Annotated in this window: 15 protein-coding genes and 1 tRNA gene; 4 read left to right on the plus strand and 12 right to left on the minus strand. The window is 61.5% G+C overall.

Annotated features, from left to right (window positions below; translation table 11 throughout):
• Nucleotides 1-42: 42 nt before the first annotated feature.
• From LT42_RS04630 to LT42_RS04645, 4 genes are all read right to left on the minus strand, one after another.
• Nucleotides 43-780, minus strand: coding sequence for a DUF72 domain-containing protein (locus LT42_RS04630; protein ID WP_037010326.1), 738 nt, complete (start codon nt 778-780; stop codon nt 43-45).
• Entirely contained in the window at nt 777-1,208 is a 432-nt protein-coding gene (locus LT42_RS04635) for an HhH-GDP family DNA glycosylase (RefSeq protein WP_037010328.1), read from the minus strand. Before LT42_RS04635 ends, LT42_RS04630 begins: the two co-directional genes overlap by 4 nt.
• Nucleotides 1,209-1,339: 131 nt before the next feature.
• A complete protein-coding gene (locus tag LT42_RS04640) occupies nt 1,340-2,032 on the minus strand; it encodes an RES family NAD+ phosphorylase (RefSeq protein ID WP_037010330.1) in 693 nt (230 codons plus the stop codon).
• Nucleotides 2,026-2,430, minus strand: a complete 405-nt coding sequence (locus LT42_RS04645; protein ID WP_037010332.1) for an antitoxin Xre-like helix-turn-helix domain-containing protein — start codon at nt 2,428-2,430, stop codon at nt 2,026-2,028. The genes LT42_RS04640 and LT42_RS04645 overlap by 7 nt, the downstream gene beginning before the upstream one ends.
• Nucleotides 2,431-2,662: 232 nt before the next feature.
• On the opposite strand from LT42_RS04645, the gene LT42_RS04650 reads away from it, so the two are divergent.
• The 3 genes from LT42_RS04650 (at nt 2,663) to LT42_RS04660 (ending at nt 6,874) form a co-directional block, all read left to right on the plus strand.
• A complete protein-coding gene (locus LT42_RS04650; RefSeq protein ID WP_037010333.1) occupies nt 2,663-3,706 on the plus strand; it encodes an SDR family oxidoreductase in 1,044 nt (347 codons plus the stop codon).
• Nucleotides 3,707-3,883: 177 nt separating this feature from the next.
• Nucleotides 3,884-5,998 (plus strand): TonB-dependent siderophore receptor, encoded by a 2,115-nt coding sequence (locus LT42_RS04655; RefSeq protein ID WP_037010335.1) that lies wholly within the window; start codon nt 3,884-3,886, stop codon nt 5,996-5,998.
• Nucleotides 5,999-6,798: 800 nt separating this feature from the next.
• Nucleotides 6,799-6,874 (plus strand) — tRNA-Asn (locus LT42_RS04660).
• Nucleotides 6,875-6,984: 110 nt separating this feature from the next.
• Here LT42_RS04660 and LT42_RS04665 read toward each other — a convergent pair.
• The 8 genes from LT42_RS04665 to LT42_RS04705 form a co-directional block, all read right to left on the minus strand.
• The gene (locus LT42_RS04665) at nt 6,985-7,671 is read right to left on the minus strand and encodes a dihydrofolate reductase family protein (protein WP_037010337.1); all 687 of its coding nucleotides are present in this window, start codon (nt 7,669-7,671) and stop codon (nt 6,985-6,987) included.
• Between the two features lie 402 nt (nt 7,672-8,073).
• Nucleotides 8,074-8,481, minus strand: a complete 408-nt coding sequence (locus tag LT42_RS04670; protein ID WP_037010338.1) for an SRPBCC family protein — start codon at nt 8,479-8,481, stop codon at nt 8,074-8,076.
• A gap of 148 nt (nt 8,482-8,629) precedes the next feature.
• Nucleotides 8,630-9,253, minus strand: a complete 624-nt coding sequence (gene ycaC, locus LT42_RS04675) for an isochorismate family cysteine hydrolase YcaC (protein ID WP_037010340.1) — start codon at nt 9,251-9,253, stop codon at nt 8,630-8,632.
• Nucleotides 9,254-9,379: 126 nt separating this feature from the next.
• Entirely contained in the window at nt 9,380-11,218 is a 1,839-nt protein-coding gene (locus LT42_RS04680) for an amidohydrolase (protein ID WP_037012956.1), read from the minus strand.
• Between the two features lie 145 nt (nt 11,219-11,363).
• A complete protein-coding gene (locus LT42_RS04685; protein WP_052075078.1) occupies nt 11,364-11,993 on the minus strand; it encodes an antibiotic biosynthesis monooxygenase in 630 nt (209 codons plus the stop codon).
• Nucleotides 11,986-12,402, minus strand: a complete 417-nt coding sequence (locus tag LT42_RS04690) for a DoxX family protein (RefSeq protein WP_037010341.1) — start codon at nt 12,400-12,402, stop codon at nt 11,986-11,988. Before LT42_RS04690 ends, LT42_RS04685 begins: the two co-directional genes overlap by 8 nt.
• Nucleotides 12,403-13,551: 1,149 nt before the next feature.
• Nucleotides 13,552-14,472: a LysR family transcriptional regulator gene (locus LT42_RS04700; protein WP_037010345.1), complete on the minus strand. Its 921-nt coding sequence runs from the start codon at nt 14,470-14,472 to the stop codon at nt 13,552-13,554.
• A 140-nt stretch (nt 14,473-14,612) separates the two neighbouring features.
• Nucleotides 14,613-15,038: a helix-turn-helix domain-containing protein gene (locus LT42_RS04705; RefSeq protein WP_081955316.1), complete on the minus strand. Its 426-nt coding sequence runs from the start codon at nt 15,036-15,038 to the stop codon at nt 14,613-14,615.
• 225 nt (nt 15,039-15,263) lie between these two features.
• Between LT42_RS04705 and LT42_RS04710 the strand changes: the two genes are divergently transcribed.
• Nucleotides 15,264-15,908 carry a phosphohydrolase gene (locus LT42_RS04710; protein ID WP_152597585.1) on the plus strand — a complete coding sequence of 215 codons (645 nt, stop codon included), beginning with the start codon at nt 15,264-15,266 and terminating at the stop codon, nt 15,906-15,908.
• Nucleotides 15,909-15,920 lie beyond the last annotated feature (12 nt).

Consider the following 15,920-nt stretch of genomic DNA (forward strand, 5'->3'; position numbering starts at 1 on the left):
CAAATTATTGGCGCCCGGGCGCGCAAGTCGGTTGTTGAATGGCTACCTCGACTGACCGAGCAGCTCCACCAGCTTCAGCGCATCCGCGGTGGCGGCACCGCTGGCGGTGTTGTCGAAGATGCACCACACCGGCGCACCATGCTGCGCCTGGGCCTGAAGCGCCGCTGCCAAACGGGCCAGATACTCAGTCTCGTAGGCGCTGTAATAGATGCGCGGCGCGCCGTGCAGTCTCCAGTAGCGCAGGCCCTCCCAGCCCGCGGGCTGACGGTCGTTGCTGAGACGTGACGGATCAACCGCCGCCTGCGCTATTCGATGGCCGGCCAGCATCGGCTCAGCCTGCACCCAGCTTTCATGGCGGGGTTCGATCACCACAGGGCCGGCGAAGCGCTCGCGCAGCTGGGTGAAAAAAACCTCAGCCACGTCGGCCTCAAACGCCAGCGAAGGCGGCAACTGCAGCAGCAGGCAGCCAAGCCGCTGACCCAGCTCCCCGCACTGCCCGAGAAATTCATCCAGCGCCTGGGCGCTGCCCTGCAAACGCTGCTCGTGGGAAATGAGTTTTGGCATCTTCACCGAAAACCGGAAATCTTCGGGCACGGACTCGGCCCAGCGTGCGTAAGTTTGCGGGCGATGGGGGCGGTAGAACGAGCTGTTGATCTCGGCGGTATTGAATTGCCTGGCGTAGCGCTGCAGGTGGGTACCCTCACCTGGGAAGGCTGGCGCATGCTCGCGGCCCAGGCTCCAGCCGGCGCAACCGACGAACACCTTGGCGGGCCCGCTCAAAACAACACCTGTGCGGCCTCGCGCATGAAGATTTCCGCCGTCTTCGGCCCGATGCCGTCAAACGATTGAAGGCGTTTCTCGAAGTCACGCCGGTCCGTGCTCGCCTCCCGCATACCGCTGACCGTGCCGCCGTATTCAGCCAACAGCCTGGAAGCCAGCGTCTGCAGCCGCGTCGAGGTGGACTCGTCATAGCGCGCATAGCCGCCCTCGCCCAACATCCGCACCAGCTCCCGATGTGTGCAACCCGCCAGTTTGCGCGGCGTGTCGCGCCCGTGCTTGTCGACGATAACATGCCATGTCTGCACCGCCACTTGGGCACGGATTCGCTTGCCCATCAAAAAGCTGGCCAGCAACCATTTGAACAGCGCGCTTTCACCGCCGTGCACAAGATCAATGCCCAGCGCGTGCGCTGTGACGTTCACGCCCATGCCACTCTCCTTCATCCGGTTTGTGCAGTGACTTCGTCCGGGGCGGATGAGTTCGATTTTTCAACGAGCGGTGAAGTGGCCATGGAGCGGCCGTAACGGCGGCTATGACAGCTAAATTTGAAACGAGGGCTTCAGGCGTTGGAAAGCTGGTTGATCCCGATGACCTCACCGCTCCAGATCATCTCGAAGTGAGCGCTTTGCACGATTGACGTGACGTGGCGCGGCGACAGCAAGGCCCAACAATGGTTGCCGGGTGAGCGCACCGAGCGGTAGCGCAGCCCGGCGAGCCCCGCTTCCTTCGCCGCCTTGCCCAGCCGGTGCGACTGCGAGTAGTCGTCGGGCGCGTAAATGGGGTCCGACGCGGGCACCGCAGTGGCATTGACACTGCCCTGCTCGCCGAAGCTGCAATACAGGCTACGGAACACAAAGCGCTCGTACTTCAGCGCCGCCACTCGCGACCAGTACAGCTGCTGGTGATGGCGTACCTCGGCAATGGCCGTGTCAACCGTATCGGCCAGGTACAGCACGCCGAACTCGCCGCTGCTGAAGCGCGAACCGGCCGGATTGACGTGGGTAAAAGGTGCCACAGCGTATGAACACCCCGGAATGCCGAACGGAATGTCGGCCAGAGGAATCAGCTCGATGCGTCCGACTTCGTTCAATAACCTTGGATTGGTCAGGGCCTGAATGCGGTACAGGGTTTCAAACTCGGCAGCGTCCGCCACGTCGCTGAACAGCTCGATGGGCGGGAATTTGGAATTCACCAGCCGATAGGCGTGCTGTGCCTCGCCAGCCAGTGCAGGGAGGCTGTCCGGCGTCACCATTGCGCGCCCCGGAGGGTGTCGATGCGGCGGAAGGTTTCATACAGCGAGATCATGTCGCCCTGGGCCATGACGTCCAGCGGCTTTCGTCCGTTGAAGAACTCGTTGTGGTTTTCCATCGACGGGAAACCGTAGGCGTTGTCGGGGTTATCGAACAACGTTCTGAGTGCAGCGTGGATGTTCAGCACGAAGCTGACGCGTTGCATCTGGTCCTGATCGAGCGCGACCGACCACTCGGTGTCGCCTTGCCGCGCCCGTGTGTACGTGCTGCGGGAAATGCGCAAGACCTGGCAGGCTTGTTCACTGGTGGCTGTCCATTTGTCCAGAATGCGCAACGCTGCCCGCAAACCCACCACACATTCGGACTTGGACAAGTGTCTGGCTGGGATGGCAATGGTCATTGGAGTACCTGTGACTGGACTGAATTTGGCTCTATAGGCGCTACATTACTCCAATTGAATCCATGGACGCAATGTCAAGTGCGATCGCCAATGAGACGACGAGGCGTACGGTGATCACGACCATCCCACCGCCGCGCAAAAAAATGCACAAACCCGCACGCACACGGTCAGCCTTTTTAGTTGGCTGCCCAAGGCAGTCGTGTCACCGCATTGTTGAACGGAGAGCTCACCCATGTCTGAAAAACACCTACTCGTGGCCGGCGCCAGCGGGGTTATCGGCAGCGCTGTCGTCGACAGTTTCGCCGAGGCCGGGTGGCAGGTGTCGACTGTTGGCAGGTCAACCACCGCACCCAGCCACTTCCCTCATCTGAGTGCCGACCTGCTCGATCCGCACACCCTGGCGTCATTGAAGCCCAGCCTCAAGGGCGTCACCCATCTGTTCTACAGCGCCTTGAAACCGAACAGCGACCCGGGCGTCGAGGCGGATGAGAACGCTGCGATGCTGGAGAACCTGGTGGCGGCGCTGCGTGGCGCGGGGGCCGACCTGGAACGCATTACTTTTGTGCAGGGCGGCAAGATCTATGGCGCACATCTGGGGGTGTACAAGACCCCTGCCCGCGAGGATGACAGCCGCCACTTCCCGCCCAATCTGTATTTTCGCCATGAGGACTTCGTCAAAAGCCTCGAAAGCGAGGGCATCAAATGGACTGCGCTGCGCCCCGATATCGTCATCGGCCATTCCATTGGTTCGGCGATGAACCTGGGCAACCTGATTGGGCTGTACGGGGCGCTGTGCCGCGAAACCGGCACGGCGATGCAGTTTCCTGGCTCGGACGTGGCCTACCGCAACGTATTGGTCAACGTCACTTCAGCCGAGCTCATCGGCCAGGCAGCGGTCTGGGCAGCCGTCGAGGAAAAAGACGGGGCTTACAACCTGACTAATGGCGATGTATTTCGCTGGAGCCATGTCTGGCCGAAGCTGGCCGAGTGGTTCGGTCTGGAAGTGGGCGAGCCGCAACCCATCTCCCTCACCCAGCGCCTGGGCGCGTTGCGTCCTGTGTGGGGAAACCTTGCGCAACGCGAAGGCCTGGCGCAGACCGACCCAGACCGTATCGCACTGGGTTCGTTTGGCGACTTCATTTTCCATGTCGAAAAGGACGCGATCTTCGACGTCACCAAAGCGCGTCAGGCAGGGTTCACCGGCATGAGTCTGCGCTCGGACGAAGCGCTGCTGGCGCATCTGGAAGGCATGCGCGCGAGGAAGTTGATTCCGTAACCCAGCCACGATGCGGATAACGCATGTGCCCTGCCCGTTTGGTCAGCGGGCAAGGCACTGCGCAAGAGCAGCGGTCGGCATGTGAAAAAAGCGTGAGATATATCTTTGTAACAGGTGGTAATGATTCGCATCTTGATTCAGAATCGCGACTTTTCAGCGCCTTCAGGAAATCCGCTTGTGAATCCTCGCCTCCCCGCTTCGCTTCTCTTTGCCAGCGTCGCCAGCGTCGTCACCGCCTGGCCTGCCGCCCATGCAGCCGATGACGTGACGCTCCCCGAGATGCAAATCCAGGACAGTGCCGTGCAGGACGACGGGCAAAGCGTGGGTTATCAGGGCAAGCCGTCTTCGAGCACCACCAAGTTGGGGCTCACCAATAAACAGACGCCTCAGGCGATTACCACAATCACCCGCGCGCAGATGAACGACTTCAAAATGAACGGGGTCAAGGATGCGCTGCGTTCTGCGCCGTCGGTGACCGTCGAGCAAAGCGAGAGCGACCGCACGGAATTCACATCGCGCGGATTCGACATCGGCAGCTTCGAGTACGACGGGATGGGCATGCCGTTCGCCCAGACCATCCTGATCGGGGACCTGGACATGGCCGAGTTCGAGCAGATCGACGTACTCCACGGCGCCAACGGTTTGATGAGCGGCACTGGCAACCCATCAGCCACGGTCAACTTCATCCGCAAACGGCCGACGCGTGATTTCCAGGCGCAGATCGACACCAGCGTGGGGTCGTGGGACAGCCGTCGCGTGCAGGCCGACGTGTCGGGGCCTTTGGCTGAAACAGGCAATGTGCGCGGCCGCTTCATTTATGCCCATGACAAAGGCAATTCGTGGATGGACCGTTACAGCCACGAGAAGAACGTCGCAGCCGGATTGCTGGCATTCGACCTCTCCGACGCCGACACCTTCACGGTAGGCTTCACCCAGCACAACAGTGATTCCAACGGGAGCACCTGGGGCAACTTGCCGCTGGTTGACACCAACAGCAACCCGATCCACTACAGCAGCCGTTCGTCCAACGTCGGCCAGCCATGGACATACTGGAACATGCATACCCAGCGCGCCTTCGGCGAGTGGAAGCATGACTTCGGCAACAGCTGGAACGCCACGCTGACCGGCACCGGGATCACCGAGTATCAAGACACCAACATGCTGTATGTCGCGGGCGTTACCGACGACGACGCGCTGGCATTCGCGGCGCACACCACCAGCAAGGCGCATCAGCTGCTTGGTGAGGCCAAGGTCTCCGGGCCGTTCAGCCTGTTCGGTCGCGACCACGAACTGACGTTTGGTGCCGCCTACGGCCGCACTCATCAAAAAGCCCGTGAGTACGACGCGTTCGAATCAGGCTATTTCAATACCTCGTTTGCCGGGATTCTTGCCGGGAACTCGATCTCACCGCAGTTTCCCTTCACCCGCGACAGCAACACACAAAACTTCACCGACCGCCAGAAGAGCCTGTTTGCCGGGGCACGTTTCAGCCTCGCGGATGACCTGCACTGGATCGCCGGGGCGCGCATGCTGAGCGCCGATGGCACCGGCGACAGCTACGGCACTGACCATTCACAGCGAGAACACGGCAAAGTGACGCCCTACACCGGGCTGGTCTATGACCTGACCCCGCAGTGGAGCGTTTACACCAGTTGGACGGAAATCTTCAATCCGCAGTACGGCACGGTCGGCGTCGACGGCAAAGTGCTCGCACCGCTGGAAGGCAAAAGCCTGGAAGCCGGTGTGAAAGGCAGCGTGATGGACGATCGCCTGAACCTGACGGCTGCGGTGTTCAAGACCCACCAGAGCAATGTGGCGTCGGCGGACTACATTCAGGTGGGTTCGCAGTTCCGCTACTTCACCGAAGATTACGAGAGCCACGGGGTGGAGCTGGAGGCCTCGGGCGAAGTTTTGCCGGGGCTCGACCTGCTGGCGGGTTATACCTACGTTCATATCGAAAACGACGACGGCGACAGAGCTCGCCGTTATGTTCCGGCTCACGCCTTGCGCGGCATGGCGAGCTACCGTCTGCCCGGCCTGCCCCAGGCGCGGATCGGTACCCGCGTCAGCTGGCAGAGCGGCATCCAGAACGACACTTACAGCGTCATCCGCCAGAACGCGTACGCACTGGTCGACCTGATGACCAGCTACGACATCGACAGCAACTGGAGCACGGCGCTGAACTTCAACAACATCACCGACCGCAAATACCTGACGTCGCTGTACACCGGCACGGCCAGTAACTACGGCGCGCCGCGCAACCTCACCGCGTCGTTGACCTGGCGGTATTGATCGCGGTTTCGGGGCCTTTATTTCCAAAGGCTCCGACAACAGCCCCCGGCGATGCCTGTGGGAAACGGAATCCATCTGACCAAATCCGTCTCTGTAGGAGCCGGCTTGCTGACGAACAGGTCGGTTGACCCAGCAGCCACGTCACTGACACACCGCGTTCGCCAGCAAGCCGGCTCCTACAGGTTTCGTACAGCGTCCGGGGTCTGTGCCAGCCTGCGGATCTGGCCGATGTCGACAACCGCCGCAACCGCCGCAACGGCAGCCAGGCGGGCAAGCGGGCAGGCACTGCCTTAGCTTGGCGCACCAACGTTATTCGGGTGCAATCTCTCCCGTAGGAGCCGGCTTGCTGGCGAATGCGTCGCTTGATCCAGCATCAACGTCACTGACACACCGCATTCGCCAGCAAGCCGGCTCCTACAGGTTTCGTGCAGCGTCCGGGGTCTGTGCCAGCCCGCGGATCTGGCCGATGTCGACAACCGCCGCAACCGCCGCAACGTCAGCCAGGCGGGCAAGCGGGCAGGCACTGCCTTAGCTTGGCGCACCAACGTTATTCGGGTGCAATCTCTCCCGTAGGAGCCGGCTTGCTGGCGAACAAGTCGTTTGATCCAGCATCCACGTCACTGACAGACCGCGTTCGCCAGCAAGCCGGCTCCTACAGGTTCTATGCAGCGTTCAGGATTTTGCATTGGCCGTTATGCCAGAGCGTTGAACGTGACACGGAGCTGTCCTGATGGAGGCTCGACAAAATTTTTAACGCGCTCGCTTGACTTCCCTTTTCCAATCAGTAAGATAGCGCGCATTCCGCGATAGCTCAGTTGGTAGAGCAAGTGACTGTTAATCACTGGGTCCCTGGTTCGAGTCCAGGTCGTGGAGCCAGACGAAGTAAAGAAAAAGGCCAGCGCTTAGCTGGCCTTTTTCGTTTCCGCCGTTATTCCGCCGTTTAGGGCTGCGCAAACGGGGCCGCAACGCCCCGCTCCCTGTCTGTATCAGGCTTTGGTATAGCGCAACCACACCGCGCCGCCTTCCTGAACTTCTGCCGAGGTCAGCTTGAGGTGCGCCGGCTGCTTCCAGGCGTTAGGTGATACTTCGAACGAGGCCGGGTGCTCGCCCCGCCCGTCGATCAACGGCAGAATCAGCACGCTCACTTCATCGACCAGCCCGGCGTTGACGAAGGACCCGCTGACATGGGGCCCGCCTTCAACGATCAGACGCTTGCACCCCAACTCGCTCGACAGAATCTGCACGACCTGCTGCAGATCAATCTCGGTTTTCCCGGCGAAGACATACGACACCTCGATCGAGCGCAGGTACGCCAGATAGTCATCCGATACCGCTTCGGTCAGCACTTCCACCACATGGGAATCAAGCGCCTGGTTTTTCTTCCAGCCCACCTTGCCCTGCGGGTCGATGGACACCGCGTAGGCCTTGGCATTGCGATCGGCAAAATAATGGCTGCGCTCGATGGGCGCAGTGGCGAGCCCTTTGGGATAACCCTCGTCGTGGGCAATTTCCTGCATCGTTACGCGCCCGCAGATCCACGCATCGAAGGCAAAGGTCTGAGCAAGTTTCTCGTACAGATCACCGGCGTCTTTCTTGAACGCGCGATCCCAACCGTCGGTGAGGGCGTGGCCGTCGAGGGAGGACATCATGTGGCAAATGACATAAGGCTGCATGGCAGGCTCCGGCTTGATAAGGGGTGTAGAGCCGACCCGCACTGCACGGCAATAGTTCAGCCAATCAGCCCGATGCGGCTCAGGCGCCGGCCCTATCATTCACGGTGATGTACACCATAAAGCCTATTGTCTTCAGCTTCAGCAGGGGTCGCGTACCATCGCGTCATCCCAGACTCGACACGGACCACCGCCATGACCCTGCACATCATCAACGCCCTCGCCCTCACCGCCGCCACGGTCTTTCTGGTCAACCGCGCGTTTGCCTTGTACGACCTGATCAACGCGGCCACGGTGTCCGAACACCTGTGAGCCTTCAGCCGCAACTCTCACCGAAAGCGCAGCGGCTTCAAATGCCAGGCCATCAGGCCCGGCAGCCACTCGTTGATGCCGGCCAAGAGAAGATCAGAAATTCGCTTTGAGGGCTTCCAGCCCACCTTCGTACATACCTTTGAACAATGCCTCGGCTTCTGCCTCGGTCATGCCGGTTGGGGTAAAACTGCCCGACCACTCCACCAGAGCGCCGTTGGCGCCATCTTCCTTCACAACCAGCCTGGCCACGTAATCCTTGACGGCGAACGGCCCTTTTTCGATGGTGTAACTGTAGGTGCGCGCGGCATTGTCGTAGGTCTGAAGACGCTCGCTGATTTCAGCCCCATCGTCAGTGGTCAGGTGACGTACGCGGCCACCGTCCTGCGATTCGCTGTTTTTGATGAAGGGCAGCCAAAGGGGTAGCGACTGAAAGCCGCCGGTGAGCTGCCACACTTGGTCGGCCGAAACCGGGATGCGAATGGTTGCAGATGCTTGAGCCATGGTGTTCTCCAGATGTTTGGGGGCAGCGGCCGAAGTGCCAACGCGCGATGGCGTGGTGGGGCCGCGCAGTGAACCGCGAGCAATCTTGTCACGGTTACTGCCGATCCGGGAGAGGTTTGCGCCGCAATTTCATGCGGCGCAAAAGCTGTTACTTGGCGGTGAAGGCCGAATAGCTGTTCATCAGGTTGCGGTAGTTCGGGATGCGCTGGGACAGCAGATTGGCCAGGCCTTCCATGTCGTTGCGCCAGTCGCCCTGCAGCTCGCACGCCACGGAGAACCAGTTCATCAATTGTGCGCCGGCTGCGGTCATACGCGCCCACGCGGCTTTCTGCACCACGTCGTTGAACGTGCCGGACGCATCGGTGACCACGAACACGTCGAAGCCTTCTTCCAGCGCGCACAGGGTCGGGAACGCCACGCAAACGTCAGTCACGACGCCGGCGATGATGATCTGCTTGCGGCCGGTGGCCTTGATGGCTTTGACGAAGTCTTCGTTGTCCCACGCATTGATCTGGCCAGGGCGAGCAATGTACGGCGCGTCCGGGAACATCGCCTTGAGCTCTGGCACCAGCGGGCCGTTGGGCCCGGTTTCAAAGCTGGTGGTGAGGATGGTCGGCAGGTTGAAAAACTTGGCGCAGTCGGCCAGGGCCAGCACGTTGTTCTTGAACTCGTTCGGGGTGAAATCCTGCACCAGGGAAATCAGGCCGGTCTGGTGATCGACCAGCAGAACAACGGCATCATCTTTGTTCAGGCGCTTGTAGGGAACGGTCATGGTTGACTCCATTGAGTGGGTGGTGGATCGATAGGATTGCCAGCGCATCACGCTCGCGCAAAGCCCCGCCAGTCAGTGCCGACGAGGCTTTTCATGCTCTTTTCAATTGCTCTGCTGACTCGACGATCAGAACGCGAAGCACGAGCAGCCGAACGCGCCCCAGAAGCCCTGGAAATCGCTGACCGGGACTTTCGACTGACGCGCTTTGTCGTGACTGTGGGCGTGAACGCCGCAGGGTCCGCTGCACTGGTGGACCGCCGCTGCCATGGGTGCGCCCTGGCGCCAGTGGCCGGGGACCTTCGACACCGGCGACCAGTCCGGCAGCACCGGCACGCTGGGCGGTGCCAAGTCATCGAACTCGGCAGCGCCGTAGACCACTTTGCCGTCGACGACGGTCAGCACCGATTCGATCCACTTGATCGACTCTTCCGGCACGCTGAAGAAATCCTGGGAAAGCGCGACCACGTCTGCCAACTGACCGACCTTGATCTGGCCCTTCTTGCCCTGCTCGGAGGAAAACCAGGCGCTGCCACGGGTGAACAGCTCCAGCGCGGTTTCCCGAGACAAGCCTTCCGGGTACAACTCAAGGCCGCCCACGGTGCGCCCGCTGACCATCCAGTACAACGAGGTCCACGGGTTATAGCTCGACACGCGTGTGGCATCGGTGCCGGCGCCCACCGGCACGCCTTCGGCCAGCATGCGTTTGATCGGTGGGGTGTGCTGGCCGGCCTTGGCGCCGTAACGCTCGACGAAATATTCGCCCTGAAATGCCATGCGGTCCTGAATCGCGATCCCGCCGCCCAGCGCCTTGACCCGCTCGATGTTCTTCGGCGTGATGGTTTCGCAGTGGTCGAAGAACCACGGAATGCCGTTGAACGGGATCTCGCGATTGACCTTCTCGAACACGTCGAGCATGCGCGAGATCGATTCGTCGTAAGTAGCGTGCAGGCGGAACGGCCAGCGGTGCTCGACCAGATGGCGCACCACCGGCTCGAGGTCCTGCTCCATGCCCGCCGGCAAGTCAGGGCGCGGTTCAAGGAAGTCCTCAAAGTCCGCTGCCGAGAAGGTCAGCATCTCGCCGGCGCCGTTGTGGCGCAGAAAGTCATCGCCCTGGTGCAGCTTGACGGTGCTGGTCCAGTGCTTGAAGTCTTCCAGCTCTTCCTTGGGCTTCTGGGTAAACAGGTTGTAGGCGATGCGCACGGTCAGCTGTTTGGCCTCGGCCAATTGCGTGATGACGGCGTAATCGTCCGGGTAATTCTGGAAGCCGCCGCCTGCGTCGATGGCGCTGGTCAGGCCCAGGCGGTTCAGCTCGCGCATGAATTGGCGCGTCGAGTTGACCTGATACTCCAGCGGCAGCTTCGGCCCCTTGGCCAGGGTCGAGTAAAGAATCATCGCGTTCGGTTTGGCCACCAGCATGCCGGTCGGATCGCCATTGCTGTCGCGGACGATCTCGCCCCCCGGCGGGTTCGGCGTGTCACGGGTATAGCCGGCCACTCGCAGCGCGGCACGGTTGAGCAAGGCGCGGTCATACAAATGCAGTACGAATACCGGGGTATCCGGCGCGGCCTGATTGAGCTCTTCAAGGGTCGGCATGCGCTTTTCGGCGAACTGGAATTCGTTCCAGCCGCCCACTACACGCACCCACTGCGGGGTCGGTGTGCGGTCGGCCTGGGCCTTGAGCATGCGCAACGCATCGGCCAGCGAAGGCACGCCTTCCCAGCGCAGCTCCAGGTTGTAGTTCAGACCGCCACGGATCAGGTGCAGGTGCGAGTCGTTGAGGCCCGGAATCACCGTGCGCTTGTGCATGTCGATGACCTGCGTGGCCGGACCGCGCTGGGCCATGATCTCGGCGTCACTGCCAACGGCGACGAATTTGCCGCCGCTGATGGCCACGGCGCTGGCCGTGGGTTTTTCCTGATCGACCGTGTGGAAATTACCGTTGAAGAGAATCAGATCGACGTTCATCGCGCCTCCTTGGGTAGAAGAATGGGCAGCCCCGACGGCAAGGCCGGTGCCAGGCATGGAAGAGAAAAGTGCAGCGGCGGCACCGAGCAAAGAGCCTTTGGCAACGAAGCTGCGGCGGTCCGTTGAGGACGGTTGATCGGTGTGGTCATCCTTCATGCTCGGCTCCTGCAACCGGCGTTGGCCGTGCGTTCAGCCAAGGGGCGAATAGCCGCGTCGCCCGAGGCATCAGCACGTAGACCACGAGCAGGACGATGGTCACGGTGACCAGCGCGGTGCTGATCAGGTAGTTGGCCAGCAGCGGATACAGGCGGAAGACCGGGCCCCAGATCAGCGGGATCATCAGGGTCAGCGGGCAGATCACCAGAAAGGTCACGCAGGCCTGTTTCCAGCGCGGCGGCGGCGGATTTTCGCTGGGCACAAACCAGAACTCGTTGTGCGGGTTGACCTCGGTGAAGTCGCCGTCTGCCAGCATGTGCGCCGCCTCGGCGACCAGTTCGCGGCGATGCGCAGAGTCCAGCCAGCTGTGCATGGCGTCGGTGGAACAAAAACGCAGGACACAGGTGAACATGTGCAGACCGTCGGCCTTGCCACGGATCACATCGACGCCCAGATGCCCGGGGTAGCTGGCGGCCATCGCCACGATGCGCCGCAGCCAGGCCTCGTATTGCGCTTCAAGGCCGGCCTTCACGCGGTGTTTGACCACCAGCGTGACGATCTCGTCGGCGGACAGTTTCGACGTCGGGATGACGTCTGCAGTCGTGGCGTAATCAGGCATAACGAAGTGCTCCAGGCAAACCACGGTTGAGCGCCAGACGACCGGGTCCGGCGATCAGCACACTGGTGAAGATGATCAGTAATAACCAGCCGAACTGGCCTTGCTCCACGCTCCATTCGCTGTGCACCAGCACGAGTGCCACCAGCAGCAGAAAGAGAATAGGCAGGCACGCAAGACGCGCCAGTACGCCGGTCAGAATCAGCAGGGGGCACAGGACTTCGGCGAAGATGGCCATGCTCAGGGTCAGGGTCGCGCCCAGGTGGAAAGGGTCTTCGATCAATGCCAGCTGGGCGTTGAAGTTCAGCAGTTTGGGGAGGCCGTGGACGAACAGCAGGAACAGCGCGCCGGCGGATCTGAGGAATAGCAGCCCGAGGTCTTGCGCGCGGTCGTTGCAGGTTGAGTAGGTCATCACACACCGTTGATTGCAGGGGCCACGGCTTCGTTGTGGCGCAGGAAGGTGGTCGATGGGGTCAGTGTGCGGGGGGTTGGGGGGTGGGTATTGAACAGACGTGCTCTGGACCATCATGGGGTGGGGTTTGAGATCAAAATCAAGATCAAGATCAAGGGCTTCGGCCTAACGGCCTCGGGTTTCGCCTTCGGCGAGTTACTTGGAAACAGCACCCCAAGTAACCAAGGGTGCTTGCTCCTGGTTTGGCCCCTCCTTCGTCGGGGTTCCTTCACTCCGGTCTTGCTCCGTGGGCCCGCGCCGAACGGACATCCCTGTCCTGACGGCGCTCTCGCCGCATCCATGCGGCTCGGCCCACTGCGCAAAACCTGCGCTCAGCCTGCACCCAAGTCGCGATTGGCGGTGGATGGAATGGCTGTGTATGAAGATCAAAAGCGGATCACAAGCAGAAGCGAAGGCGAAGGCGAAGGCGAAGGCGAAGGCGAAGGTAGCTTGGCGGTTTCCCGGCTGGAGCTGGGTCCAATAACGCAGCGCGTGCAGTCAGTGGGACCGGCTTCAGCCGGGAAGCTCTTGACCTGCGTTTTTTGATCGTCCCCACGCTCCGCGTGGCACCGATCAACTGGCCGGGTGCAGCCCTGTAGGAGCCGGCTTGCTGGCGAACGCGATGGGTCAGGTATAGATAGGGTGGATGACGAAATGCATTCGCCAGCAAGCCGGCTGCTACAGAAAATGCAATCAATCCGCAATGCCGTACAAACGCCACCCAGCCGCCTGCGTATCCTCTACTGGTGATCTGCTTTCGATCTGCTTTTGATCTGCTTCTGATCTTCATATGCAGAAAGTCCAGACACCGCCAATCGCGACTTGGGTGCAGGCTGAACGGAGGTTTCGGGGAGTGGGCCGAGCGGCATGGATGCCGCGAGAGCCGCCCCCCGCCATGGATGGCGGATGGCGGCGGGCCCACGGAGCGAGACCGGAGTGAGGGTACTCCGACGAAGGAGGAGCCCAACCAGGAGCAAGCACCCTTGGTTACTTGGGGATGGTGCGACTTTCGACTTTTCCAAGTAACTCGCCGAAGGCGAAACCGAGGCCGTTAGGCCGAAGCCCTTGATCTCGATCTAGATCTCGATCTTAAGCCACAGCAGCCCACAATCACGGCATGGGCCGCGTCTCCTGCGACATAAACTCCGTAATCCGCGAACGCAACCAGCGCTCCGCAGGATCGTTATCGTGAACACCCGCCCAGACCATCGACAACTCGGCAGGCTCGATCGGGAATGGCGGATCTTCCGCACGCAGCGCGCAGCCCTCCACCAACGCGCAGGCGGCATAGTCGGGCACGGTCGCGATCATCTCGGTACCCGCCAGCAGCGCGCGCAAACCGCTGAATTGGGGAACCGCCACCACCACCCTTCTCGCCCGGCCGACTTTCGCCAGATCGAGATCAATGTTCCCGCTCAGGTCGCCGGAAAACGACACCATCGTATGCGGCCGCGAACAGAACTCATCCAGCGTCAGCGGCTCCGGTCGCTTGTCGCCGCGCAGCACCTTGACGCCGATGTCGCGCAGCTTCTTGCGCTTGGCATTGGCAGGCAGCTCGGTGGTGTAACTGATCCCCACCGAGATTTCGCCAGACGCCAGCAGCGCCGGCATCAACAGAAAGTTGGCGCGACGCACCACAACGATAATCCCCGGCGCCTCTTCGCGAAGACAATTGAGCAGTGGCGGGAACAGACCAAACTCGGCGTCGTCCGACAAACCGATGCGGAACACGTCACAACTGGTCGCCGGATCGAATTCCTTGGCCCGGCTGACCGCGCCGGAAATCGTATCCAGCGCCGGCTGCAGCTCCTTGAGAATCGCCAGCGCCCGCGCTGTCGGTTCCATTGCCCGCCCATTGCGCAACAGCAACGGGTCGTCGAACAGATCGCGCAAACGCGCCAGGGCAGCACTGATCGCCGGCTGCCCCATGAACAGCTTCTCCGCCACCCGGGTCAGATTGCGTTCGAACATCAACGCTTCAAAGATCACCAACAGGTTCATGTCGACGCGGCGCAGGTCGTTGCGGTTCATTCAGCGATTCCGGGATAGGCGTTTTCGGGAGGCCTGACTATGCCAGACCGGCGCATGAAGACACAGCCGAAGACGGCGCGTCTTGAACATCAGTGCTGTTGATCACCTGCCCGCTTCACTCGGCGATCCCACGGCGGCGCTCAGCAGGCATGCAGGCTCTGCGGGGCAAGGCGCACGGTGCAGGCCGGGCGCGCCATGGTGCGACGCCAACTGAACGGCGTGATCCCCACCACGCGGGTAAAGACCCGGGTGAAATGCGACTGATCGGCGAAGCCGCAGTCCAGGCTGATCTGCGAAATGCTCAAGATCGAGTCGCCGAGCAACGCCTTGGCCTTCTCCAGGCGCATCTGCAAAAACCAGTCCCGTGGGGACAACCCGGTGTTTTTCTTGAACGCCCGGGAGAAGTGACTGCGTGACAGCGAACATTCGGCGGCGATACGGGCAATGGACAGACCTTTGTCCATCTGGCTGGACATCAGGTCCTTGGCTCGGCGCTCCTGCCACGGCGACAAGGCGACCCGCTCAAGCATCGATTCAGGGTGAAGGGAGGGGGTGAATGCGGTCATTCCAGGCACTCCAGCTTTGCAGTTGGCGGTCAGTGGAGTCTGCGCAGAGCGGTTCTTAAAGTCCTTCTCGGGGTATTAAACGTTCTGAATAGTTGTACGACGACGTGCATCCCGGCGGTGCACCGGCGCACCCTTCAGAACATTTAAGGCGCCGCCAAGGACCGCCATGCGCCCGAGGGTTAGCGTGTGTGCTCCTAAGAGTCGGTTCGCTGCGAGGGACGGCACGTGACCACCCGATATGTCGCTGGAATTCTGATGCCTGACGGGGCGACGGCCCGTGCCGCAAGCGATTTGATGCGCGACCACCAGCCCGATCTGTTGTTGAACGCCGCGTGCCGGACATTCGTCTTCGCCAGTTTGCTGGGCCACAGCCGGGCATTGCGCTTCGACCCGGAGCTGCTGTTCATCGCCGCACTGTTTTTGCGCATCGGCATCACCCGCCTTTACGCTGAGTCGCAGCAACGTTTCGAAGTCGACAGCGCTGACGCCGCCGCTCAGTTCCTGCGCGGTCACGGTCGCACTTTGGAGGACATTGGCCAGGTGTGGGACGCCATCGCGCTGCACACCACGCCCGGCATTGCACAGCACAAAGCACCGCTGACCGCCCTGCTCTGCGCGGCTGTCGAGACAGACCTGACCGGCGCGCACTGCGAATGCTTCAGCCCGACCGCCCAGGCCCTCGTACTGGCGGCGTACCCGCGCGAAGCGGGTTTCAAATTCAAGTTTCTGCACGCCATGGCGCTGGGCCAGGTCCACCGTCCCCAGTCCACCGTCGGCACTGCCAATGCCGACGTCCTGGCTTTCTACACCCATCGCCTGAATGCCGGCGGGTTCTGCGAACGGTTATTGGCCTCGACATGGCCGTATTAAGCCGCCCGGATC

It is taken from the genome of Pseudomonas lutea (genome assembly GCF_000759445.1).
Classification (GTDB): Bacteria; Pseudomonadota; Gammaproteobacteria; order Pseudomonadales; family Pseudomonadaceae; genus Aquipseudomonas; species Aquipseudomonas lutea.